Source organism: Actinomycetospora straminea, from assembly GCF_028737255.1.
GTDB lineage: Bacteria > Actinomycetota > Actinomycetes > Mycobacteriales > Pseudonocardiaceae > Actinomycetospora > Actinomycetospora straminea.
Window position 1 is genome coordinate 16,706 of the sequence record NZ_JAQZAN010000034.1, and the last position, 21,574, is coordinate 38,279.

Below are 21,574 nucleotides of genomic sequence, written 5' to 3' on the forward strand. Positions count from 1 at the left end.
CTACTCTCCCAGCTTCTCGGCCCGGATCTCGTGGCCCGCGGACGTCAGGCAGCGACCGGTCTTCAGGTTGAACTTCCAGTTGTGCAGCGTGCAGGTGAGCACGTCGCCGTCGACGGCGCCGAACTTCGAGAGGTCGGCCGACAGGTGCGGGCAGCGGGCCTGCACCTTCCAGCCGTCGAGCTCGATGTCGCGGCCGTCGTCGTTCTGGGCGTCGTACCAGTTCTCCACGTAGTCCATCCGCTCCTCGGACAGACACTTGAAGAACGTGTACAGGTACTCGTTGTACTGGCCGACGCGCGTCGCCGAGAACCGCACCGAGAGGAACAGCGAGTTCGACCAGTCGACCTCGCCGCTCGCGATGTTCGTCGCCACCAGCGTCGCCGGCACACCCCAGCGGTAGCGGCACTGCTCGCCGTTCCAGACGCGGATCTCGCGGGCGGTGAAGTCGAAGGCGAGCGAGAGCGTGCCGTCGGAGTCGACGCCCGGCGTGTCCTCCGGCATGCCCTGCAGGTCCATGCGGACCGGGCCGCCGATGCCGTCGCACATGTGGTCGGCGCGCTTCATCAGCGGCTCGATCCACTCCTTGAGCTGGCGCAGGATGTCCGGCTGCGGGGCCGCCCACTGCGCCTTCTGGGCCTCGATCGCCGGACGCGCCCGCTCGGCGAAGTCGCGCAGGTAGCGCTCCTTGTCGAGGAAGATCGTCTCGATCTCGGCGTCGCTCACCGGGTGCGTCAGGTCGTCGACGGTGCCGTGGCCGATCTCGGCGGTGGTGCCGGGCAGCAGCAGGTGGCCCTGCTGACCCGATCCGGCCGAGTGCCCGAGCTCCCGCATCCGCCCCAGGAACTCCCACTGGTCGGTGAAGATCGACTCGCCCTCGACGCCCTCGTAGCCCAGGCCGTTCCACTTGAACAGCTCGTCGTCGAGGAAGCAGGGCGGGCCGGCGGTCGGGAAGACGTGCGGCGCGCCGACCTCGCGGATGTAGCGCATGGCCCGGTCCTCCTGGCCGATGCGCTTGCGGCGCGCGAACTCGCGCTTGGCGGCCTTCGGCAGGTCGTAGACCATCGGCCACCAGATCGCGCCGGAGAACTGCGTGAAGTGGGCGTCGTAGGCGCCGAACTCCAGCAGCTTCGGGATGTCCAGCGGGTGCGCGTCGTTCTGGTTGACGATCCGCGCGGTGCCGTCGTCCAGCGAGAGCGCGGAGTCGCCGATCGGGCCGTCACCCGGGCCCTTCAGCGACGTGATCATGAACCGCAGGCCGCCGTCGAGCTCTTGCGGCACACCCGTCTCGGTCCGGATGAAGTGCCGGAACCCCAGCGCGCGCAGCTCGTGCTCGAGCTCGTCGGTGGGGTAGTCCGGCAGCAGGACGCGCGCGTCCTTCGAGACGTGGTTGCGCAGGTTCTCCGCGTCGAAGTGGTCGCGGTGCAGGTGGGAGACGTAGAGGTAGTCGCAGTCGCCCAGCGCGTCCCAGTCCAGCTGCGTGTTGTCGGGGAACGGCACCCACGACGCGAAGAACGTCGGGTTCACCCACGGGTCGCACAGCACGCTGCCGGCCGTGGTGTCGAAGCGCATTCCCGCGTGCCCGACTCCGGTCACCCGCACGAGCAGACCACCTCCATGACGTCGCTCGTCACCGATTGTCCGTGGTGGCGTGGCCCACGGCCGCCTCGGGTGGGGTATCCCTGACCAGGTGACCGCCCGACCCGTCGGCAGACCCATCGGCAGAGACCCGATCGCCGCACTGCGTGCCGTCGCCTTCTACCTCGAGCGTGAGCGGGCCGAGACCTACCGAGTGAAGGCGTACCGCTCCGCGGCCGAACGGCTGGCCGAGCTGGACCCCGACGAGGTTGCCACCCGCGCCCGCACCGGAACCCTCACCGACCTCAAGGGCGTCGGGAAGAAGACGGCCGCCGTGGTCACCGAGGTCCTCGACGGCGGCACCTCGGCCACGCTCGCCGAGCTCGAGGCCCGCCACACCGAGCCGGTCGGGGGCGGGGCGGCGATCCGCGCCGCGCTGCGGGGCGACTGCCACACGCACTCGACCTGGTCCGACGGCGGCAGCGACGTCCTCGAGATGGCCCGCACCGCCCGCGACCTCGGTCACGAGTGGATGGTGCTCACCGACCACTCGGAGAACCTCACCGTCGCCAACGGCCTCACCCCCGAGCGGCGCCGGCGGCAGTTCGACGTCATCGCCGAGGTCAACGAGGAGCTCGCGCCGTTCCGCCTGCTGCGGGGCATCGAGGTCGACATCCTCGAGGACGGCGACATCGACGCCCCCGACGACCTCCTCGACGAGCTCGACTTCGTCGTGGCCAGCGTGCACTCCAAGCTGCGGGCGCCGAGCGAGCTGATGACCGCTCGCATGATCGCCGGGGTGTCGCACCCGCTGGTCGACGTGCTCGGGCACTGCACGGGCCGTCTGGTCACCGGAGGGCGCGGCACCCGGCCGCCGTCGACCTTCGACGCCGAGGCCGTCTTCGACGCCTGCATCGAGAACGGCGTGGCCGTCGAGATCAACTCACGGCCGGAGCGCCTCGACCCGCCGCGGGACCTGCTGCGCCAGGCCCTGGCGGCGGGCTGCGAGTTCGTCGTCGACACCGACGCCCACGCCCCCGGCCAGCTCGACTGGCAGCCCTACGGCTGCGAGCGCGCCGAGGAGTGCGAGGTGCCGATCGACCGCATCGTCAACACCCGCTCCGCCGCCGACCTGGCCGCCTGGCGCACCCGGGGTCAGTAAGCCTGGCGTCCACGCTGTCACTGGACGTCAGGAAAGCCCCCACGATCACGCGATGCCGACGACCTCGCCGGTCTCCAGCACCGACTTGAGGTTCGACAGGATGCCCGGCCAGCCCTGCGAGACGCCGCGCAGCATCTCGCTGTCGGGCACGAAGTCGTCGTGGGTGACGGTCAGCTTGACGGCCTGACCGGCCGGCTCGATGTCGAAGGTGACCTTCGAGCGCTTCTCCTGCTGCAGCTCGGCCAGGCGCTCGTCGCTCCAGCCGAACATCTCCGCCATCTCGGGCTGGTAGTTGTGCCAGGTGTAGGAGAGCCGACGCGGCGGGTCGGCCTCGAGCACGTGCTGGTCCCAGTCGTGGTGGGGCTCGCCCTGCATCGACCAGAGCACCTTCGAGCCCTCCCGCCAGTCCGAGCTCGGCCCGCCGCCCTCGAAGTACCGGGTGATGAACGCCGGGTCGGTGAGCGCCTGCCAGAGCTTCTCGGGCGTCGTGCGGATGTAGGTCACGTAGACGAAGTCGTCGGACATCTCGGTCTCCTCGAGCGCCTGTCGGAGGTCGGCGAGGGTCTGCGCCCGCGCCCGGTCGTACCGCCGGATCCACCGGTCGGCGACGTCGTTGATCGGCGCGGCGTTGAGGTGGTGGTGCTTCTCCCGCCCGTGCCACGAGGTGACGACGAGCCCGGCGGCCTCGAGCACGCCCAGGTGCTTCGCGACGGCCTGCCGCGTCATGTCCAGGCCCTCGCCCAGCTCCCGCAACGACTGACCGCCACGGGCGTGCAGGCCGTCGAGCAGCGCCCGCCGACTGGGGTCGGCGAGGGCGCGGAACACCTCGTCCATCACCACTCCGATCGAGCAACCATCCGGTTGCGCGACCAAGATAGGCAACCTGAAGGTTGCTCGTCAACCGTGTGGCGGAACCCGTTTGCGGGGTGATCGCCGCGCGCCTAACTTGGAGGTACACGGGAGAGGAGGTGGTCCAGCGTTGATGAACGACAGGACTCGTGAGGTGTCCGTCAGCTAGCCGTTCGAAGGCCGTGGAATGGCCGGTCCGCGGGCAGTGATCCCGCGGCAGGGCGGCCAGCGAATCCAGGCAGGACACCAGCCCCCGGAGCCCTCGACCCTCGTCCAGTCGAGGCCCGGTCGCCAGTGCGACCGGGAGGACGCTCCGGGGGCCTTCCTGTCTCTCGGCCCTGTACCTGCATCAGGGTCACCAGCGCGCGGCGTGCACCTGGTCGTCTACACCGAACGACGCGCCGTACGGGGCGTCGAACGTCGAGCCGTAGGGACGCTCGCCGGTCACCGCCGCGCCGGCCGTCTCGCCGCGCGGGTCGCCCGCGAGGGGACGGTCGTCGAGCGCGCTCGGCGCGGACGTCGGCGCGGCCCAGCCGCCGGAGGCGGGGAACGGCGCGGCCCAGTCGCCGGTCGCGGGCAGGGAGGTCGACCCCGTCCAGGGACCGTCCTGCGGCGGCGGCGAGGGCCGGGCGATCGGCCCCGACGAGAGCGCGTCACGGGACGCGTCGCGGGCCGGCTCCGGCGGGGTCATGCGGGTCCGGCTCGGTCCGGGGCCGTGCGGGCCGGTGCCCGGCAGGCCGCCCTCGGCGACCCACTTGGCCTCCTGGGCGATGCGGTAGGTCTGGCACGGCCAGCTCGCGCGCCCCCCGGCGTGGAAGCACTCGCGGCAGTGGTGGCGCTCGTCGGGCACGTGCTCGGCGAGCACCTTGCGCCAGACGTCGGGCATCTCGGACATGACCACGGCCATCGACATCTCGGTGGCCTCCTCTCCTGGCGGCCGGCGCGCCGGGTGGTCCAGCGCCCCGTCGGGGCCCGCGGGCTTCCGTGGCGGCGGTCGAGGCGTGGGATCGGGGAGTGCCCGGCCGCTGCTCCGGTCGTGCGTGCCGGAGATCGGGCCTCCGGCGTCTGTTGTTCGTACTCGTTCCCGGCCCGCAGCACGACAGTGACCGGTCCGTGACATCCGGTGACGGTGCGTCAGAGCTGCCCTCGGCGTTTCGCTCCGGCGTGTCGCGGCCGTGCCGCTGTCCCATGGTCAACCGCTTGGCTGACCAGGGGAAACGATGCGCGGGCGTCACGGCGACTCACTCGTCCAGGACCGGTGGCTGCACCGAGTGGGGTCACGGTCCGGGAGCGCGCCGACGTGCTCGAGGTTCCCGCCTGCTCGCCGAACGCACCCCTGGATGCGCTGAACGGACCAATCCGAGGTGCTCTTCGGGCGCTCCCCGGGCCGGCGAGGGACGCGCGGCTAGGCTCGTCCCCGCGGCTCGTGCTGGCCGCCGGGCCTCTAGCTCAATCGGTCAGAGCTACGGACTTTTAATCCGTTGGTTGTGGGTTCGAGTCCCACGGGGCCCACCACTCATGACCTGCAAGTATGAGTCGAACGAACCCTTCCGACGAGCGTCCTCGCGACTCTCGTGGAGCAGATCGTGGAGCATGGCGCGCTGTACTCTTCACGTTATGGCCGCGGGGAGGGGCCGGCGTAGCGCCCGGCGAGGGACGATCGAGGAGCTGCCGAGCGGGTCGTTGCGCGTCTCGCTCTTCGCTGGCACTGACCCAGTCACCGGCCGTCGCATGTACTTGCGCGAGGTCGTTCCGCCAGGTCCGCGTGCTGCTCGGGAAGCGGAAAAGGCCGCGCGCCGGCTCGGGACCCAGCTCGACGAGCGCCGCAGCCCTCGGACCGCGGCGACGGTCAACCAGATGCTCGACAAATACTTCGAGGTCCTCGACCGGGATACGAGCACGATCGGCACGTATGTGGGTTACGCCGACAACCACATCCGGCCCCTCATCGGCTCGGTGAAGGTCGGCGCTCTCGACGGGAACGTCTTCGACTCCTTCTACGCAGAACTCCGACGGTGCCGGGCTCACTGTGACCGAAAGCCGCGCGTTGATCACCGCACGGGCCGCGATCACACCTGCGACCACCGCTGCCGCGCCCATGTGTGTCGGCCCCTAGCGCCCTCGAGCGTCCGCCAGATCCACTTCATCCTCAGCGGCGCCTTGAAGCGCGCTGTTCGATGGGGCTGGATTGCGACGAATCCGATCGACGCAGCTGAGCCGCCCACCGCCCCGAAGCCGAATCCGACGCCACCCTCGCCCGACGAGGCGGCGCGCATCCTCAACGAGGCGTGGAAGGACCCCGACTGGGGCCTGCTCGTGTGGCTCGTGATGGTGACGGGACTGCGGCGGGGCGAGCTATGCAGCGTGCGGTGGCGCGACCTCGACCTCAAGCGCGGATCCCTCACGTTGGCGCGCAGTATCGGGCAACGCGGTCAGCAGCGATGGGAGAAGGACACCAAGTCTCACCAGCAGAGGCGGCTCGCCCTCGACGACGAAACGGTCGCCCTCTTGCTCGCTCATCGTGGACAGTGCGAGGCGCATGCAGCCGCCGTGGCCGTCGCCCTGTCCGAGGACGCCTTCGTCTTCTCGCGAGCGCCCGACGGCTCCACTCACCTCCTGCCTGACTCCGTGTCGCAGCGCTACGCCAAGCTCGTCGCTCGGCTCGGAATAAGGACATCGATCCACAAGCTGCGGCACTACTCGGCAACCGAGCTCATCGCCGGAGGCGTCGATATCCGGACGGTGGCCGGAAGGCTTGGCCATGGAGGAGGGGGGACGACCACCCTCCGCGTGTACACCGCGTGGGTGTCCGAGTCCGATCAGCGGGCGTCGTCGACCCTCTTCTCTCGCATGCCCGCGCGGTCGACGACGACGTCTCGGGCCCGGCCGGAGTCAGACCATCCGAGGTATCCCTACGAGCGCGTCGCCCACGCGATGGTTGAAGAGATCGATGTTGGCCATCTGAGCGTCGGCGAGCTGCTGCCGTCGCTTCCCCGCCTCGCCCAACAGCGTGGCGTATCGATCTCAACTGTCCAACGCGCTGTGAAGCTGCTCGAGGGCTGGGGCTACGTCGAAGTCGTGGCCGGACGAGGCGCGCGCGTCCTGCCGTGAGTCGTGACGGCGCAGTCAAGGTGGACGACCTTGACCAACTGAGCGGGGCATCGGCGACGACGTCGCGTCTAAGCTGCTCGGGATGGGCCTCGAGCCGGCCGACGCCGAAGAAGATGCGCAACGGCTACTTGCCGAGGCCATCCCGCGTCGTTGGTCACACGTTGTAGCTGTCGCTCAGAAGGCGAGACTCATCGGTCGGGAACTCGGCGAGGACGGCGAGCTCCTCGAGACAACGGCTTGGCTGCACGACGTGGGCTACGCACCGAGCCTCGCGGCCATCGGCTTCCATCCGCTTGACGGTGCCCACTATCTCCGCGCCCACGGCGCCCCGCGGCGTGTCGTGGACCTCATCGCCTTTCATTCGTCCGCTTGGGCCGAGGCCCAGGAGTTTGGGGTGGCTGACGAGCTCGCGGAGTTCCACGACGAGCGGACGCGTACCCGCGACCTGCTCTGGTACTGCGACATGACAACCGGCCCGGACGGCACCGACATGAAGTTCGAGGACCGCATGGCCGAGGTTCGCGAGCGCTACGGGCCCGACCACTACGTGACGCGCGCGCTCGACGCCGGCATGGACGAGCGGCTTGCGGCGGTCCAACGGTCCAGAAACTGGCTGACGTCGGTCGGGCTCGCCGATCAGGTGTAGTACGGCGGCGCGTCAGTACGGAATCCGTGGTCGATGCGGAGCCGGATCGAGGGGTGGACGTCGATGTCGCTCAGCCCCGCCCGGGGCACCCATACGACCTCGCTCGACTCGTCGCTCGTCCGAGGTGCACCGGCGACGGCACGCGCTCGGAAGCAGATGGAGAACTCCTGACGGACCTCGCCGTCGTCGTAGGCCATGACATGGTCGGGATTGGAATAGATGCCGACGAGCCCCGTCACCTCGACGACGATCCCGGTCTCTTCCTTGGTTTCGCGAACGACCGTCTGAGTCATCGTCTCGCCGAGCTCATGGCGCCCACCTGGAAGCGCGTAGTAACCGTTGTCGGTACGACGGATCATCAGCAGCCGCTCCTCGTCGTCGAGAACGAAAGCGCTGACGGCGATGACGATGCTGTTTGGTCGAGGGGCGTCCGGGTCGTTGAAGTAATCGGTTCTGGTCACGCCGCTACCACTCGGCCGAGTGCGACTGTTCCCATACGTCCCCAAAGCTACCCTCGTACGTCTCGAAGACGTCGCCTGCCGACAGTCTTCGCACATGCATTGCTGGCGCGTGCGGACCGGGGACGCCGAAGACGTGCATGTTGACGATCATCTCATCGTCGAACCGGAAGATCGAGTTGTACAGCGTGGTCTCGTGGAAGCGGAACTCGACGCCCTTGGTGTTGAGGAGCGGCCGGTAGCTAACGAGGCCGTACCGGATGCGGGCACCCAGCACTCCGGGGCCGAGCTTCTCCTCCGCGCTCCGGCGCTCAGTGGCCTCGCTCTCAGGAGCCCCGAAAGCGACCCGCACCGCGACGCCGGCCTCGGCCTTGGCCTTCATAGTGGTGATGAAGCCGGGCCGCTCATGCAGGAACTGGCCAGCGTGCACCAGCACGTCGATCCGTGCTGACGCCCGCTGCAGCAGGTCGTCCCACAGGCGGCTGGGCACGTCGCTGCGGTGTGGGAACGTCTCGACGATCTCCGAGGTCGCGGCAATCTTCTGCCGCTGAGCCGGCACGGCGTTAGGCCACAGGTACGACTCGCTCCGTCCGACCAGGGCGGCCAGAGCGCCCCGATGTCGGGGGTAGGGAACCCGATCTTGCGTGAGCCACCGCTCGACGGTCTTCGCGTCGACCCCGACCTGGTCGGCTGCCGTGGAGGTCGAGTGCCCAGCGTGCATCAGGGCATCACGGAGACGTTCGTTGGCCATCTCGGACCTCCAGGCCTTGCCTAGGGACGACTTTATTCTAGCGAAGACGTCCCTAGTTGTCCCGCCTGATGGTGTAGGCGTCCCCTGCTTTTTCCGCACTCTTGCGTTGCCTCGCCGCCACTCGGTGAGCACGGAGGAGCTTCGGAGGAAACCGTGACGCTCAACGAAGGGACTGCGACAGCGCCGACGTTCTACGACGTGGCCGAGGTCGCTGCAATGTTCAAGATGTCGCGCATGACGGTGTACCGCGCGATCAATTCTGGTGAGCTGCGGGCGATCCGCATCCGCGGGCGTTTGCTGATCCCGGCAGCGGTGATCGACGGACTCGTCGCGGAGGCGACCGCGGAGCGTTCGGACAGCGACTCGTCGCTGCTCGGGATGTTCGGTGGTGGGCGGCGGTGAGCGTCGGACTACTGATCCTCTTTGCGATTCTCGGTGCATTCATCTGCGCCAAGACGAGGTCAGCAGCCGGTGCGGTGGTGTTCTCCCTCGTTGCCCTGGTGCTATTCATCGGCACTCCGGTCGGGCAGGGCCTGCCAGCGGCCATTGGCGGGTTGATGTCGGCCGTCGATCAAGCCGCGACTCCCGCCCTCTTGGGCGATTCCGGGGCACCAAGGGGCGGCTGAGAACAGCTCCAGCGAGGCCGCTCAAGGCCGCGTGGCCGAGAAATCGAAGCGAGTCACCCGAGGCGACGCAGAACAGACGTGGCCCGCCGAGCGTGAGCCGGCCGTTCCTCCGGCTTCAAGGGCGCCGGTGGCGCCGCTGCGCGGCCGGACGAGTCCGGCCCTTGACCCCGGAGACCTCGACGGCCGGCGGCGCCCGCACGCGGGGTGGAGGCAGCCGGGACGCCTCCACCCGCCATCCGGCGGGACCCATCAACAAACAGCTGCGCGACGGACGCGGCTGACCAACCTCTGAGGAGACCGTCATGAACGAGACGACGTTGACCATCGTCGGGAACCTGACCGATGCCCCGGAGCTGCGGTACCTGCCCAGTGGGGCGGCTCGGGCGGGGTTCACGGTGGCGTCGACGCCTCGGCGCTTCGATCGACAGGCGGGCGAGTGGACCGACGGCGATGCGCTGTTCCTGCGTGGTGTGGCTTGGGGGCCGCTCGCGGAGCACATCGCGGAGTCGCTGAACAAGGGCGACCGGGTGGTGGTGAACGGCCGGCTTCGGCAGCGGTCGTTCGAGACCGCGGAGGGGCAGCGCCGGCAGGTGATCGAGCTCGAGGTCGACGAGCTTGGGGTGTCGCTGCGCTACGCCACGGCCCGCCCTGTGCGTGCGACATCGCCCGCCTCTGCCAGCCACGACGACAGGGCGCCGGAGATCGGGTCGGGCTCGGAGGACGAGCTGGTGGGCGGTCATGGCTGACACGCATTGGCAGGCTCGCGCTGCGTGCCGGGGTGTCGACCCCGAGCTGTTCTTCCCCGAGAGCATTGACGAGGCGGTGGACGAGCCGCTGGTGGGCCGGCAGGTCGAGGCGGCGAAGGCGGTGTGCCGCCGCTGCCCGGTGCGCGAGCAGTGCCTGGAGGAGGCGCTGGAGCGGCTGCCGCACGGGGTCGCGGGCGGGATGACCGAGCTCGAGCGCCGACGAGCCCGCGCGCAACGCGAGCGACTCGGCGAACGCTCCGCGCCGCGCAAGCCGCAGTGGCTGGCGCTGCTCGAGGCGGGCTCCTCGCCGCCGGAGGTCGCCGCGGAGTACGGGGTGAGTGCCCGCACCGTCGCCCGCTGGGCGGCCCGCCTGCCCTCCGAGCTCGCCGCGCCGTCGACCGACCCGCCGACCAGGGTTCGGCGAGGTGGCTCCCGGTGAGCGCGCTCGAGGTGAGTCGACGCGAGCGGGCGGCGTGGTCGACGCGCGCGCATGTGCGGCGGGTCGCGGTGGCCGCGTTCGACACGATCGAGCAGCAGGAGCCGGTTGAGGGCTTCCATGGGCTGTCCCGTCCGGTGCTGGCCGACCCGCTGGCCGGTGTGCGGGCTGGGCGTCTGGTCGCCGAGGTGGCGGCGGGTGCGCTGCGGGACTGGGCCCTTCGAGCCCGCGGTGCCGGACACAGCTGGGACGCCGTCGGCCAGGCCCTCGAGCTTCCCCAGGAGTCAGGGAGTTCCCGCGCGGAGGCGGCGTGGGAGTGGCTCATCGAGCACCGGCCTCCACCGCCCATGGCGAGCACCGCGCCGGGCTCGGCGGTGTGGGTCTGTACGACCTGCCGTGCCCGGGTGCGCGACAGCGGCCCGTTCGCCTCGCACCCAGACGACCGGGAGACGGGCCATCTCGCTGACTGCGCCCGCCGCGCGGCGGCGCTCGACATGTGGCGGATCGACGACGGGCGCCAGGACGAGGAGGGAGACGGCGATGCATAGCTCTCATGGGAAGGCCTCGGTCGCGATGACGGCGGGCACGACCATGCCGCTGCTGCTGGGGATCGAACTGGTCCGCGCCGACATCGCCACCAGGGTGCTCGGGTTCGAGCTCGGGGAGGCGCCGTGCGGCGGGCCGATCACCTGGGCCCTGTTCATCGATGGGACCGTGGCCGGGCGGACCGACGAGCCGATGACCGACGACACCGCGCAGGCGTGGGCGCGCCGGATCACCGGCGAGGGCGTGGGGTTCCAGCTCGCCCACCCGGCCGGTGGCTACTGGCTGGCCGACGCCGCCGAGCTGGTCAATCCGCCCGGTCGCGAGGGCGGGTGGTCCCGGTGATCACCACCGTGCTGATTCTCGGGCTGCTGGTCGGCGCCACCGCCGTGCAACTGCTGCGCGGCGCGCGCCGCTCCGCGCTCGTGTGCGCCTCAGTGGCACTGTTGCCGGCGATCACGTTGGTGCAGGCGCTGTCGTGGCCAGTACTGCTGGTCGCCGCCGCGGTCCTCGCACTGGTGGGATGGCACCGCTGGTCGCGTTCGCGGTCGATCGTGTCGCGCTGGTCGGCCCGCTCACGGCGCCGCGCCGGCGTCGCGTCCAGCCTCGATGTGGCCCGCCACGCGGGCACTCTCGCCACGCGCCGGCGGGCGGGGACGGTGCGGCCGTCGCTGGGCTCGTTGACCCGCCGGGAGGGGTGGGCGACCCCGACGTCGTCGGTGGGGGTGGAGCTGTGCCGGGTCGGGTTGCAGCGGGTGTGGTCCTCGGTCGAGGACGTGACCCTGGTCTTCGGCGGCCCACGGACCGGCAAGACCGGCTGGCTGGCCGGCCGGGTCCTCGACGCTCCCGGCGCCGCGGTGGTCACGTCCACGCGGACCGACCTGCTGGAGCTGTGCGCCCCGATCCGTCAGAAGGCGCGGGGGCCGGTGTTCGTGTTCAACCCGGTCGGGCTCGGCGGGCTGCGTTCGACGATCACCTTTGACCCGCTGACCGGCTGCACCGACCCGGTGACCGCTATGGAACGGGCCACCGACATGGTCGCGGCCACCTCGCGGGCCTCGCACGGTGACGCGGAGCGGTGGGATGCCCAGGCCCGCCGCGTGCTCGCGGCGTTGCTGCACGCGGCCGCATTGGGCCGGGGGTCGATGCGCGACGTGCTCGGGTGGGTGGCCGACAACGACCGCGCCGCCCGCGAGGTCCCCGCCCTGCTCAGAAGGTCGCAGGTGGAGACGTTCGACAAGGCGGCCGAGCAGTTCGTCACCACCAACGACCGCACCCGCACCAGCATCACCAACTCGATCATGCCCGCGCTCGGATGGCTCAACCACCCCGACGCCGCAGCCGCCGCCAGCGCCACCGACCAGCCCTTCGACGTCGAGGCGCTGTTGGCGTCGCAGGCGACGGTGTTCCTGCTGGGGGCTGAGGAAGCCGACACCGGCCCCCTGGTCTGCGCGCTAACGGGCCATATCGCCCGCGAGGCCCGCCGCCTCGCCACCACCAAGCCGGCCGGACGGCTCGATCCGCCGTTGCTGCTGGCGCTCGACGAGGCGGCGCTGATCAGCCCGGTGCCGTTGGAGAACTGGACCGCGGACATGGGCGGTCGCGGGGTCACGATCATCGCCCCGTTCCAATCGAGGGCGCAGCTGCTCGCGCGGTACGGCGAGCACAAGACCGCCACGATCCTGAACAACACCGGCTCGGTGATGCTGTTCGGCGGCACCCGCGACCGCGAGGATCTGCAGTTCTCGTCGATTCTGGCCGGCGAGCGCGACGAGCGGATCACCACCACCGACCTGCACGGGCGGGTCGCCTCGCGGACGGTGCGCAAGGTGCCGGTGCTCGCCCCGGCGCAGATCGCGAACTTGCCCGCCGGGAAGGTCGTCGTCTACCGGCGCGGCATCGCCCCAGTCATCGGCCGGGCCCGCATGGCGTGGGCCCGCAGCGACGTTCGCGCTCTGCACGCGCAGCCCGCCGTGGGCTGGCGGGGAAGTCAGCAGCGGGCGCGCGCCTGGGTCGAGGTCGGGCTTGCGGCGGTGCTACGAAGAGTTGCCGCCCCGCGCCGACACACCTGGCGCTCCCGTGTCGCGGGCCTTTGGCCGCGGATGACCATCCGACGGGACAGCACGAGCGTGCCGGCGCCGCGCCCGCCCTCGGAGGCTGGGCCGCCGCTGGTGATCGACGTCGACCCGGTCGCCCCGCCCGTCCTCGGCGACCACGACCACGGCGTGGACGAGCGGTGGCTGCGATGAGCGTCAGGGGCCTCCAGACCGAGATCGACCACGACCCCAACGGCGACGGCTGCCAGCTCGCCGCGTCCGGCGACGTCCGCGCAAGGGCCGACGCCTTCAGGACCAGGAGCCCTCGATGAGCGACCAGACACCCAACAACGAACCCGGTTCCCGCGAGGTCGTCATCACGGGCCCCGCGTGGCGGGCGCCGGAGCCGGAGCTGCCGGCTCAGCGGCTCACGACCCGGGAGCTGATCGCGCGCGCCGAGTACCTCGACCAGATCGCCCACACCGGCAGCCCCGCCGACCGTGCCGACGCGGTCCGCGAGCTCGACGCGGTGTGGGACGAAGCCGAGCGCCGCGCCGAGAGCCACCCCGCGACGAGCATGCCCGCGCAGGTCGCCGGCTACATCGGGCTGGTCCGTGAGGACGACGACTACGCTCTGGCCGCTGAGACCGCGACCTGGCGCGCCCAGCTCGACGCCCTGCTCCAACCCGTCGACATCCTCGCCGAGGACCGCGAGCCCGCCAGCATCCCGACCGCGCACGACCTCGACGCCGACCGCGCGACGGCCGACCCCGTACGGCCGTGGGGACGCGACGCCGCGCATGAACTGACCTTGGAAGAGCGAGCCGACCGGGCGCAGAGCCTGACCCAGGCCGCCGGGGTCGACGCGGCCGGCCCCGCCATTGCCACGGACCCGGACACCGACATCTACACCGACCCCACCACCGGAGACACCGTCCGTCTCGACGGCCAACCGGGCGCCCCCGCGACGTCGGCTCCGCCGTCGACGTCGGCATCGTCGGCGACGTCGACAGCTACCGAAGCGTCCGACGTCGTTGAGCTGCGCGCATCGGACGAGGCCGCCCACGAGGCAACGGGCGATTGGGACAAGGCGTCCACGATCGCCGAGCGCGACGGCTACGTCGTCTTCGACCCGGCCACCCCCGGCGGGTTCCGCGCCCTCCACACCGACGAGCGTGACGCCCTGGTCGCGGACGCCCGCACCGCACCGCCTCGGTGGACTGCTGACGATCATGAGGCCTACCTCGACAGTCGACGTGGCGCGACCACGGCGTACAACCCGGCCGCGGAGTACGGCGACCCCGGCTGGCGTGAGCCTGCGTCCGACGCCGAAGCCGCCGCCCGCACCGCGTGGCTCGCCGAGAGCACGCCTCCTGCGCCGGGCTGGCCGAGTCGGCCCCTGACCCCGGTCGAGGACGCGCTCGCGCACGCCCAGGAGCGGGGCGTGCTGTCCAACCGCGCGCACGACTCCGACCCCTACGCCTGGGTTGAGTACCAGCGGCTCCACGCCTTGGACCGGCTTGCGCCGCTTCCGGTCTACGACGCGCTCGACGGCCTCCCGCTCGACGAGCACGGCCAGCCCGACACCCTCGCCGGCCCGGACCGGCACGAGGGGGAGCAGGTCGCCCGCGAGCCCCGGGCCGACGAGGCGGCCTTCGACGACCGGGACGCCAGCACTCAGCGCGAGGCCCTCGACGACCCCGACCGGCTGCGCCAACGCATCGAGAACCTGCGTGACTCCCTCGCAGGAGAAGCCCAGAAGAGCGTGCCGGACGAGGACGAGCAGCGGCGCGAGCAGCTCGCCCGCTGGTACGACGACGACCACCGCGTCCAGAGCGACCCCGATCTCGACTCGGGGCAGGACACCCACAGCGGCCACAGCGGCGAAGGCGGCGCGGACGAGCTGGGGTGGGGTCGGTGACTCGCCGCCCACCCGGGCAGCCGGGGCCCGGTGACGGCGAGGACGCGTTCGCGCGGGTCGAGGCCCTGGCCGGGCTGGCTCGTGAGGTCGACGGGTTGCGCCGTGGCCTGGACGCCGTGATCTGCACCCCGACGCGGGTGGACGACCTTGCCCGCACCGTGGCCCAGCTCGCCGACGCCGTCGCCGCTACTCCGGCGCGGCCCGGCCCGACCGTCGCGCCCTCCTGGCTGACCGCGCCGGCCGACAGCGAAGCGCTCGCGGGTCTGGTCGAGGAGCTGTGTCGGTGGCTGCACGCGGTGTTCCTGCGCTATCCCGACGGGGTCGCGGTGCTGCCCGAGTGCTGGCTCTGGCACCCCGACGTCGTCGAGGAGCTCCTCTGGCTCCAGCACGCATGGCGCGCCGCCTACGAAGGCCGCGGCGCGTCGGTCCAGTTGGCGGGGGACTGGCACGACCGTCAACGGCCCGGGGTGGTGCGCCGGCTGAAGACCGCGGTCGGGTCCTGTTCGCGCGAGCGGCACCAGACCCGCCCCGGCTGGGCCACAGCTCCTCTTGGTGCCGCGCCGGTGCCGGGTGTCGAGGCCGCGCCGTCGATCGTCTGGTGGTGGGCCGGCGCCCGCGACCAAGCACCCCCGGAGCCGACCACCGAGGGCACGTCGACCCGCGACGGTTCGGGGATCGGCGCCGCGGCGAACGGCGCCGAGCGCGGGCGGTGGTCGCGGTGACCGCCGCCGAGCAGGCCGAGACCCGCGCGCAGCAGCGAGCCCGCGAAGCCGCCGAGCGCGCCGAGTGGGACCGCCTGACCGCCCGCCTCGGGGTCCTATGGCCGACCTACGACTGCTTCTGCGGCACCCTCGACGACCTGCGCCGCACCGTCGACGACCTCGAGCGCAAGGCCGGCATCCCGCCCACGCAGCGGACCACGCCCCCGGGATCGGTCCGCCGCGAGGGCGATCCAGCGGACCACGCTCGGATGGCCACCGCCCACGCCGCCCAACGCGTATCGGGTGACCTCGACCAGGACCAGAACCGCCGGCAGCAACTGGTCAGCTGGCATGCCGCCGACCGCGGCCACGAGCTCCGCGCCGACGACGCCGTTGCGGAGTGATGGTCATGGGCGACGACGACACCGGGCGCGTCCCGAACGCCTCGGTGACGACCGGTCCGGCGTCAGCCCGGGCGTCGAGCAGAGCGCTGCTGTGGCTGCCGGGCCTGGCGGTCGCGCTCGGCGCCGCCATCGCCACCGCGCACGGGCTGTTCGAGGTCGCCGTCGCCGCGCGGGTGCCGAGCGGGATCGCGTGGCTCTATCCGCTGATCACTGACGGGCTCGCTCTGGTCGCCTACGGCGCCACCGCCCGCCTGCGTGACGGCGCGGCCCGCTACGCGTGGGCCGTCGTCGTCACCGCGGCCGGTCTGTCCGGGCTCGCCCAAGCCGCCTACCTCGCCGGCGGGCCCACCGTCGAGGTCGCCCCCGCGCTGCGGTTCGGGGTCGGTGCGTGGCCGGCCGTCGCGGCCGCGGTCGTCGCCCACCTGCTCTACCTCCTCGCCACCGCCGAGCCAGCGAATGTCGTTCAGCCTGGCAGCGTTCAACCCAGCGGCATTCTGCCCGGGCCGTTCACTGCCCCGACTGTTCAGCCTGAGGTCCTTCCGGCGCCTGTACAGCCGTCGCCGAGTAGTGCCGCTGAGCAGGGCGGCGACGGCGACACCGAGGACGGCCCGGACGACGCACCGCGGGCGCGGACCGCGTCCTCGCCGGCCCGCGACCGGGCCGAGGCCGCCGCGTCGCGGCACGCCCAGCGCCACGGCGCCTGGCCGACCGTGACCGAGCTCGAGACCGCCGCCGAAGTGTCCCGCGGCACCGCCGCCGCCGCGCTCAAAGCGCTCCGCGAGCGACCGCTGCCCCTGCATCTGATCAACACCAGCGACAACGACCCCACCGACGAGGCCCAACCATGACCACCCAGCAGCCGACCACGAGCAAGAACAAGACCCAAGACGAAGAGCAAGAACCAAGAACAGCAACCGACACCGATCACTACACCGAACAGACGACAAGACACGAGCAACAAGACCCAAGAACGAAAAGATCAAGGGAAAGATCAGAAGACGCACACCTAGGCATCACGATCCGAGGGTCCGGGCCGGCCTCCGGCCGGCCCGAATGGCCGCGCGGTGCTAATCATCGCGTACGGCGACCGTTAAAGGTCTTCTCTAGGTCGTCCGGATGCTGAGCGTTGCGGCGGGCTACTCCCCGGACTACCTGCTCAAGGAGGTCGCCACTGGCCGCGAGTCCTACTACACGGGCGCGGTCACCGACGGCGAGCCGCCCGGCCGGTGGTGGGGCGCCGGCGCGGAGAAGCTCGGGCTGAGCGGGCTCGTCGACGCCCAGGACATGCGCGGGATCTACGAGCGCTTCCTCGATCCACGCCACGAGAGCTTCGTCGACCCCAATCGGTGGGACGAGGTCCCGACCCTCGGCCACACCGGACGGCGGTACGCGACCGAGGACGAGTTGTACGCCGCCGCGCTTGAACGCGAGCCTGACGCCCCGGCTGAACGCCGCGCTGAACTCCAGGTCGAGGCGGGCAAGCAGGCCCGGCACAACGTCGCCTTCCTCGACGCCACGTTCAGCGTTCAGAAGAGCGTCACCGTCCTGCACACCGCGTTCGAGGCCGAGGAAGTCAAGGCCCGCACCGCGGGCCACGAGGACGCCGCGGCAGCGTGGGGCGAGTACCGCCAGGCGGTCGAGGACGCCATCTGGGCAGGCAACAACGCGGCGCTGTCCTACCTGCAGGACAAGGCCGGCTACGCCCGGGTCGGGCACCACGGCGGCGCCGCCGGGCGCTGGGTCGACGCGCACGGCTGGGTCGTGGCGTCGTTCTTCCAGCACGACTCCCGCGACCACGACCCGCAGCTGCACATCCACAACCCGATCCTCAACCGCGCCCCGGGCGACACCGACGACGAGTGGCGCACCCTCGACTCCCGCGCGATCCACAAATTCCGGCCCGCCGCGGCCGCCGTCGGCGAGCGCACCACCGAGGAACACCTCGCCCACGCGCTCGGGCTCCGGATGGCCATGCGCCCCGACGGGAAGGCCCGCGAGGTCGTCGGCATCGACGACACAGTCACCGACCTGTTCTCTTCGCGCCGCCGCGCGGTCACTGAGAAGGCCGCCGAGCTCATCGCCGAGTTCGAGGCCCACCACGACCGCGAGGCCAACGGCCTCGAGCGCGATCGGCTCTCCCGTCAGGCCACCATGGCCACCCGCAAGGCGAAGTCCCACGAGGGCGAGACCCGCTCCCAGTTCCTCGACCGGGTCGACGCTCAGCTGCGCGGCGAGGTCGCCGGTGGCCTGCGCTCGGTTGCCGAGGACGTTCTCGCCGCTCGGAACGAGGACCCTCCCGCTGCCGGGGAGTGGTCACCGAAAGAGGTCCTCGAGACCGCGCTGGCCGACGTACAGACCCGCAAAGCCGCCTGGACCCGCGCCGACCTCACCCGCGCGATCAACGACGCCCTGCCCGACACCCTCGGGCTGACTGACGGTCAGGACGTCGCGGGCCTGCTGGACTGGCTCACCGACGAGGGCATCGCCCTCGCGACGCCGCTCGACGCGGCCCGTCCCGGCGACGACGCACTACCTGACGAGCTGCGGCTCGCGAACGGGCGCTCGGCCTACGACGCCCCCGGCGCGAGGGTGTACGCCACCCCCGAGCACGTCCACACCGAGCGAGCCATGGCCGCCGCCACCCGCCGCGGGGACGCCAGCGCAGTCCCGGCCACGCTCGCGAACCGCTTCCTGGGGCAGCTCCGCGAGTCCGGCCTCGAACTCGGTGTCGATCAGGCCGCCGCCGTCCGCGGCGTGCTCACCTCCGGCGCGCGGATCGAGACGCTGGTTGGCCCGGCAGGTACCGGCAAGAGCTTCGTCGTCGGCACCCTCGCCAAGGGGTGGTCCGACCCGCAGCTGCGGGGCAGCGCTGCGGGGCGAGTGGTCGGGCTGGCCACCAGCCAGATCGCCACCGGCGTCCTCGCCGACGAGGGCCTCGACGCTCGCAACGTCAAGCGCTGGCTCGACACCCAGGACCGCCTCGCTCGAGGGGGTGAGGTCGACGACGCCTCGACGTGGCGGCTGCGATTCGGAGACCTGGTCGTGGTCGACGAGTCCGCCATGGCCGACACCACGGCCCTGGCCGCCATCTATGCGCACGTCGAGGCTGCCGACGCCAAGTTGCTCCTGGTCGGCGACCACCGCCAGCTCGCCTCCGTCGGCGCAGGTGGGGCGATGGATCTGCTTTCTCAGGCGGGCGCTCGCTACGAGCTCACCGAGACCCGCCGCTTTCGCGAGGACTGGGAGGGGCCTGCCTCGCTGCGGCTGCGCGACGGCGACCAGACCGTGCTTCGCGACTACCACCGCCACGGGCGGGTTATAGACGCCGGCACCCTTGAGGACGCCGAGGCCTCCGCCAGTAGGGCCTGGCTGGCCGACACCCTCGCCGGGCGCCGGTCGGTGCTCGTGGTTGACACCAACGATCAGGCCGACCGCCTCTCCGCCGCGCTACGCGCCGAGCTCGTCCGTCTCGGCCAGGTGGCCGAGCACGGCGTTCGCCTCGGGCGCGACGGCAACTACGCCGGGGTCGGCGACCTGGTGGCCGCGCGCAGGAACGGCTGGGAGCTGGCGGGCCACGAGGGGAACAAGCAGGGCCCGATCAATCGCGAGACCTACCGAGTCACCGCCATCAGCGAGGACGGTGGGTTCACCGTCGCGCGCGTGCACGGCCGCGAACCCGATGGTCGGGAGGTCCTCGGCGAACCGATCTCGCTTCCGAGCGACTACGTCGCCGCCGATGTCTCCTTGGCCTACGCCGGCACCGTCCACGCCACCCAAGGCGCGACGGTCGAGACCAGCCACCTCGTCGCGGGACCCGGAACCAGCCGCGCTGCAAGCTATGTGGGGCTCACTCGCGGCCGGGACGCCAACACCGCCCACGTCGCCACTATCGGCGGTCCTACCGACCCCGCACAGGGGCTCACCGCCGACCACTCGCTGCACCGGGACCCCGTCGCCGTTCTCGCCAGCGTCATCGCCAGAGACGACCACGCAGACTCCGCCTCCGCGCTCGCCACCGCGACGGAGTCCGCGGCTGACTCCGGCAGCACCCGTACCGCCGGTGAGCTGTTCGCCGACGCGGCCCACCTCGCTGCGACCGAGCGCACCGGCCGCTGGCTCGACGCCCTCGCCGCCGACGGCACCATCACCGACCACGACCGCGCACGGCTCGCCGCCGAGGACGGCGCCGCCTCGCTCACCCGCATCCTGCGCCGTGCCGAGATCGCCGGCGATGCTCCCGACGCCGTGCTGCGCGAGGCCGTCGCCGACCGGCCCCTTGAGGGAGCGCGCAACCTCACCAACGTCATCCACGGCCGCATCCGCGACGCCCACACCTTCGACCCGGCCGGGCGGACCTGGGCCGATTGGGTCCCCGACACCGGACACGCCGACTGGGACCGCTACCTCACCTCCCTCGCCCAGGCCGCCGACCGACGCAGCGCCGAACTCGGCCGGCAGCTCGCGGCCACCCCGCCGCGCTGGCTCACCGACGCCCTCGGTCCCATCCCCGAATCCCTCGCAGACCGCGGGCAGTGGCAAGACCGAGCCAGCGCGGTCGCCGCCTGGCGCGAACTCAGCGGCCACGACGACGCCGAGGACGCCCTCGGCCCCGCACCTGGGCCGGGCAAGGTCGAGGCATACGCCGCCTACCGCTCCGCCTGGCGCGCCCTCGGCCGGCCCGAGATCGACCGCGAAGAACACGAGCTCTCCGACGGCCAGCTCCGCGTCCGCGTCCGTGCCCACGAACGCGAAGCCGCGTGGGCACCCCGCTACGTCGCCAACGAGCTCGCCGGCACCCACCAAGCCGCCACCCGCGCCGGGCACGACGCCCAGCTCCGACGCGCCGTAGCCGACGCCGCCACCGAGCCCGAGGAGCAGACTCGCCTCAGCGCGGAGGCGGAACAGACCGCGACTCTCGCCTCCATCCTCAAAGCACGCGCCGCCGAGCTCAGCGATGTCGACGAAGCCCGCTCCCGGTGGCTCGCCCACACCGCCGGCACCCGATCCGCCGCCGAACGAGCCAAGGCCGAGCTCGCCGCCCGTCACGCCGACGACGAACCCGAGCAGCGCACCACCGCTGCCGAATGGCTCGCCGCCCACCGATCCGCCGTCGCTGACGACGAGGCCCACCGAGACGTCACCGAGGACGACGTCACCGATCGGCCACACGACCTCGACGAGCAGACTCCCGAAGAGAAGCAGCCCGACGATGAACAGGCGAGGGCCGAGCCAGCCGAGGTCGAAACAGCCGAGGACGTCCACGCCGACGACGTCCAAGCCGAGCAGCCGACCGAGGTCGAGCCGGCCGGACCCGACATCCGCGAGGTGGCGTCATCGGAGCCGAGGCCCGTCGCCGAGGACCACGTCCGCGTGCCCACCGCCGACGAGACCTCGGCCGCGGTCGAGAAGGCCAACCGGGCCTTGGCCGAGATCCGTGCTCGCGATGAGGCCGACGCAAAGGCCGAGGCCGACCAGCGCACGGAGCAGCTCGCACAGTGGCGAACCCGTGACGAACTGGTCGAGACCTCGGACGACACCACCGAGCCGACCGACCATGTCGGGTCGGACGATGTCGGGGACCTCGACGAAGTCGACACATAGTCGCCCGA

19 protein-coding genes and 1 tRNA gene are annotated in these 21,574 nt (G+C 71.6%); 15 read left to right on the forward strand and 5 right to left on the reverse strand.

Features of this window, described 5'->3' with window-relative positions:
- Positions 1 to 1,599, reverse strand: a complete 1,599-nt coding sequence (locus tag PH190_RS29250) for a Rieske 2Fe-2S domain-containing protein (protein ID WP_274235067.1) — start codon at positions 1,597 to 1,599, stop codon at positions 1 to 3.
- 88 nt (positions 1,600 to 1,687) lie between these two features.
- Between PH190_RS29250 and PH190_RS29255 the strand changes: the two genes are divergently transcribed.
- A complete protein-coding gene (locus tag PH190_RS29255) occupies positions 1,688 to 2,737 on the forward strand; it encodes a PHP domain-containing protein (protein WP_274235068.1) in 1,050 nt (349 codons plus the stop codon).
- A gap of 45 nt (positions 2,738 to 2,782) precedes the next feature.
- Here the strand turns inward: PH190_RS29255 and PH190_RS29260 are convergent, their stop codons facing one another.
- Positions 2,783 to 3,571 carry an ArsR/SmtB family transcription factor gene (locus tag PH190_RS29260; RefSeq protein WP_274235069.1) on the reverse strand — a complete coding sequence of 263 codons (789 nt, stop codon included), beginning with the start codon at positions 3,569 to 3,571 and terminating at the stop codon, positions 2,783 to 2,785.
- Between the two features lie 370 nt (positions 3,572 to 3,941).
- Positions 3,942 to 4,499 carry a hypothetical protein gene (locus tag PH190_RS29265; RefSeq protein ID WP_274235070.1) on the reverse strand — a complete coding sequence of 186 codons (558 nt, stop codon included), beginning with the start codon at positions 4,497 to 4,499 and terminating at the stop codon, positions 3,942 to 3,944.
- A 525-nt stretch (positions 4,500 to 5,024) separates the two neighbouring features.
- Between PH190_RS29265 and PH190_RS29270 the strand changes: the two genes are divergently transcribed.
- From PH190_RS29270 to PH190_RS29280, 3 genes are all read left to right on the forward strand, one after another.
- Positions 5,025 to 5,101 (forward strand) — tRNA-Lys (locus PH190_RS29270).
- A 216-nt stretch (positions 5,102 to 5,317) separates the two neighbouring features.
- On the forward strand, positions 5,318 to 6,697 hold the full coding sequence (locus tag PH190_RS29275) for a tyrosine-type recombinase/integrase (protein ID WP_274235071.1): 1,380 nt from the start codon (positions 5,318 to 5,320) through the stop codon (positions 6,695 to 6,697).
- 82 nt (positions 6,698 to 6,779) lie between these two features.
- A complete protein-coding gene (locus PH190_RS29280; RefSeq protein WP_274235072.1) occupies positions 6,780 to 7,343 on the forward strand; it encodes an HD domain-containing protein in 564 nt (187 codons plus the stop codon).
- Here PH190_RS29280 and PH190_RS29285 read toward each other — a convergent pair.
- Both PH190_RS29285 and PH190_RS29290 read right to left on the reverse strand, forming a co-directional pair.
- Complete coding sequence (locus PH190_RS29285) at positions 7,334 to 7,804, reverse strand: NUDIX hydrolase (RefSeq protein ID WP_274235073.1); 471 nt, start codon at positions 7,802 to 7,804, stop codon at positions 7,334 to 7,336. The two genes, PH190_RS29280 and PH190_RS29285, sit on opposite strands and share 10 nt — an antisense overlap.
- A 4-nt stretch (positions 7,805 to 7,808) precedes the next feature.
- Positions 7,809 to 8,552, reverse strand: coding sequence for an XRE family transcriptional regulator (locus tag PH190_RS29290; RefSeq protein WP_274235074.1), 744 nt, complete (start codon positions 8,550 to 8,552; stop codon positions 7,809 to 7,811).
- A gap of 153 nt (positions 8,553 to 8,705) precedes the next feature.
- Here PH190_RS29290 and PH190_RS29295 point away from each other — a divergent pair, with 153 nt between their 5' ends.
- The 11 genes from PH190_RS29295 to mobF all read left to right on the forward strand — a co-directional run bounded on the left by PH190_RS29295 (position 8,706) and on the right by mobF (position 21,566).
- Positions 8,706 to 8,954, forward strand: a complete 249-nt coding sequence (locus PH190_RS29295) for a helix-turn-helix domain-containing protein (RefSeq protein ID WP_274235075.1) — start codon at positions 8,706 to 8,708, stop codon at positions 8,952 to 8,954.
- Between the two features lie 526 nt (positions 8,955 to 9,480).
- The gene (gene ssb / locus PH190_RS29300) at positions 9,481 to 9,924 is read left to right on the forward strand and encodes a single-stranded DNA-binding protein (protein WP_274235076.1); all 444 of its coding nucleotides are present in this window, start codon (positions 9,481 to 9,483) and stop codon (positions 9,922 to 9,924) included.
- Positions 9,917 to 10,363 carry a WhiB family transcriptional regulator gene (locus PH190_RS30680; protein WP_337993867.1) on the forward strand — a complete coding sequence of 149 codons (447 nt, stop codon included), beginning with the start codon at positions 9,917 to 9,919 and terminating at the stop codon, positions 10,361 to 10,363. Before ssb ends, PH190_RS30680 begins: the two co-directional genes overlap by 8 nt.
- Complete coding sequence (locus PH190_RS29315; protein ID WP_274235077.1) at positions 10,360 to 10,908, forward strand: hypothetical protein; 549 nt, start codon at positions 10,360 to 10,362, stop codon at positions 10,906 to 10,908. The genes PH190_RS30680 and PH190_RS29315 overlap by 4 nt, the downstream gene beginning before the upstream one ends.
- A gap of 25 nt (positions 10,909 to 10,933) precedes the next feature.
- Positions 10,934 to 11,248 carry a hypothetical protein gene (locus PH190_RS29320; protein ID WP_274235078.1) on the forward strand — a complete coding sequence of 105 codons (315 nt, stop codon included), beginning with the start codon at positions 10,934 to 10,936 and terminating at the stop codon, positions 11,246 to 11,248.
- Complete coding sequence (locus PH190_RS29325) at positions 11,245 to 13,152, forward strand: type IV secretory system conjugative DNA transfer family protein (protein WP_274235079.1); 1,908 nt, start codon at positions 11,245 to 11,247, stop codon at positions 13,150 to 13,152. Before PH190_RS29320 ends, PH190_RS29325 begins: the two co-directional genes overlap by 4 nt.
- Positions 13,153 to 13,267: 115 nt before the next feature.
- Positions 13,268 to 14,860, forward strand: a complete 1,593-nt coding sequence (locus tag PH190_RS29330; protein WP_274235080.1) for a hypothetical protein — start codon at positions 13,268 to 13,270, stop codon at positions 14,858 to 14,860.
- A complete protein-coding gene (locus PH190_RS29335; RefSeq protein WP_274235081.1) occupies positions 14,857 to 15,582 on the forward strand; it encodes a hypothetical protein in 726 nt (241 codons plus the stop codon). Before PH190_RS29330 ends, PH190_RS29335 begins: the two co-directional genes overlap by 4 nt.
- On the forward strand, positions 15,579 to 15,965 hold the full coding sequence (locus tag PH190_RS29340) for a hypothetical protein (RefSeq protein WP_274235082.1): 387 nt from the start codon (positions 15,579 to 15,581) through the stop codon (positions 15,963 to 15,965). The genes PH190_RS29335 and PH190_RS29340 overlap by 4 nt, the downstream gene beginning before the upstream one ends.
- Before the next feature lie 5 nt (positions 15,966 to 15,970).
- Positions 15,971 to 16,813, forward strand: coding sequence for a serine/threonine-protein kinase (locus tag PH190_RS29345; RefSeq protein WP_274235083.1), 843 nt, complete (start codon positions 15,971 to 15,973; stop codon positions 16,811 to 16,813).
- A gap of 268 nt (positions 16,814 to 17,081) precedes the next feature.
- Positions 17,082 to 21,566: a MobF family relaxase gene (mobF, locus tag PH190_RS29350; RefSeq protein WP_274235084.1), complete on the forward strand. Its 4,485-nt coding sequence runs from the start codon at positions 17,082 to 17,084 to the stop codon at positions 21,564 to 21,566.
- Positions 21,567 to 21,574 lie beyond the last annotated feature (8 nt).

What these genes read in the sequence shown, in the direction of transcription:
- PH190_RS29265 (WP_274235070.1), bottom strand. Translation starts at nt 4,499, where the DNA reads ATGTCGATGGCCGTGGTCATGTCCGAGATGCCCGACGTCTGGCGCAAG.
- PH190_RS29280 (WP_274235072.1), top strand. Translation starts at nt 6,780, where the DNA reads ATGGGCCTCGAGCCGGCCGACGCCGAAGAAGATGCGCAACGGCTACTT.
- PH190_RS29330 (WP_274235080.1), top strand. Translation starts at nt 13,268, where the DNA reads ATGAGCGACCAGACACCCAACAACGAACCCGGTTCCCGCGAGGTCGTC.
- PH190_RS29345 (WP_274235083.1), top strand. Translation starts at nt 15,971, where the DNA reads ATGGGCGACGACGACACCGGGCGCGTCCCGAACGCCTCGGTGACGACC.
- PH190_RS29320 (WP_274235078.1), top strand. Translation starts at nt 10,934, where the DNA reads ATGACGGCGGGCACGACCATGCCGCTGCTGCTGGGGATCGAACTGGTC.
- PH190_RS30680 (WP_337993867.1), top strand. Translation starts at nt 9,917, where the DNA reads ATGGCTGACACGCATTGGCAGGCTCGCGCTGCGTGCCGGGGTGTCGAC.
- PH190_RS29290 (WP_274235074.1), bottom strand. Translation starts at nt 8,552, where the DNA reads ATGGCCAACGAACGTCTCCGTGATGCCCTGATGCACGCTGGGCACTCG.
- mobF (WP_274235084.1), top strand. Translation starts at nt 17,082, where the DNA reads ATGCTGAGCGTTGCGGCGGGCTACTCCCCGGACTACCTGCTCAAGGAG.
- ssb (WP_274235076.1), top strand. Translation starts at nt 9,481, where the DNA reads ATGAACGAGACGACGTTGACCATCGTCGGGAACCTGACCGATGCCCCG.
- PH190_RS29275 (WP_274235071.1), top strand. Translation starts at nt 5,318, where the DNA reads ATGTACTTGCGCGAGGTCGTTCCGCCAGGTCCGCGTGCTGCTCGGGAA.
- PH190_RS29260 (WP_274235069.1), bottom strand. Translation starts at nt 3,571, where the DNA reads ATGGACGAGGTGTTCCGCGCCCTCGCCGACCCCAGTCGGCGGGCGCTG.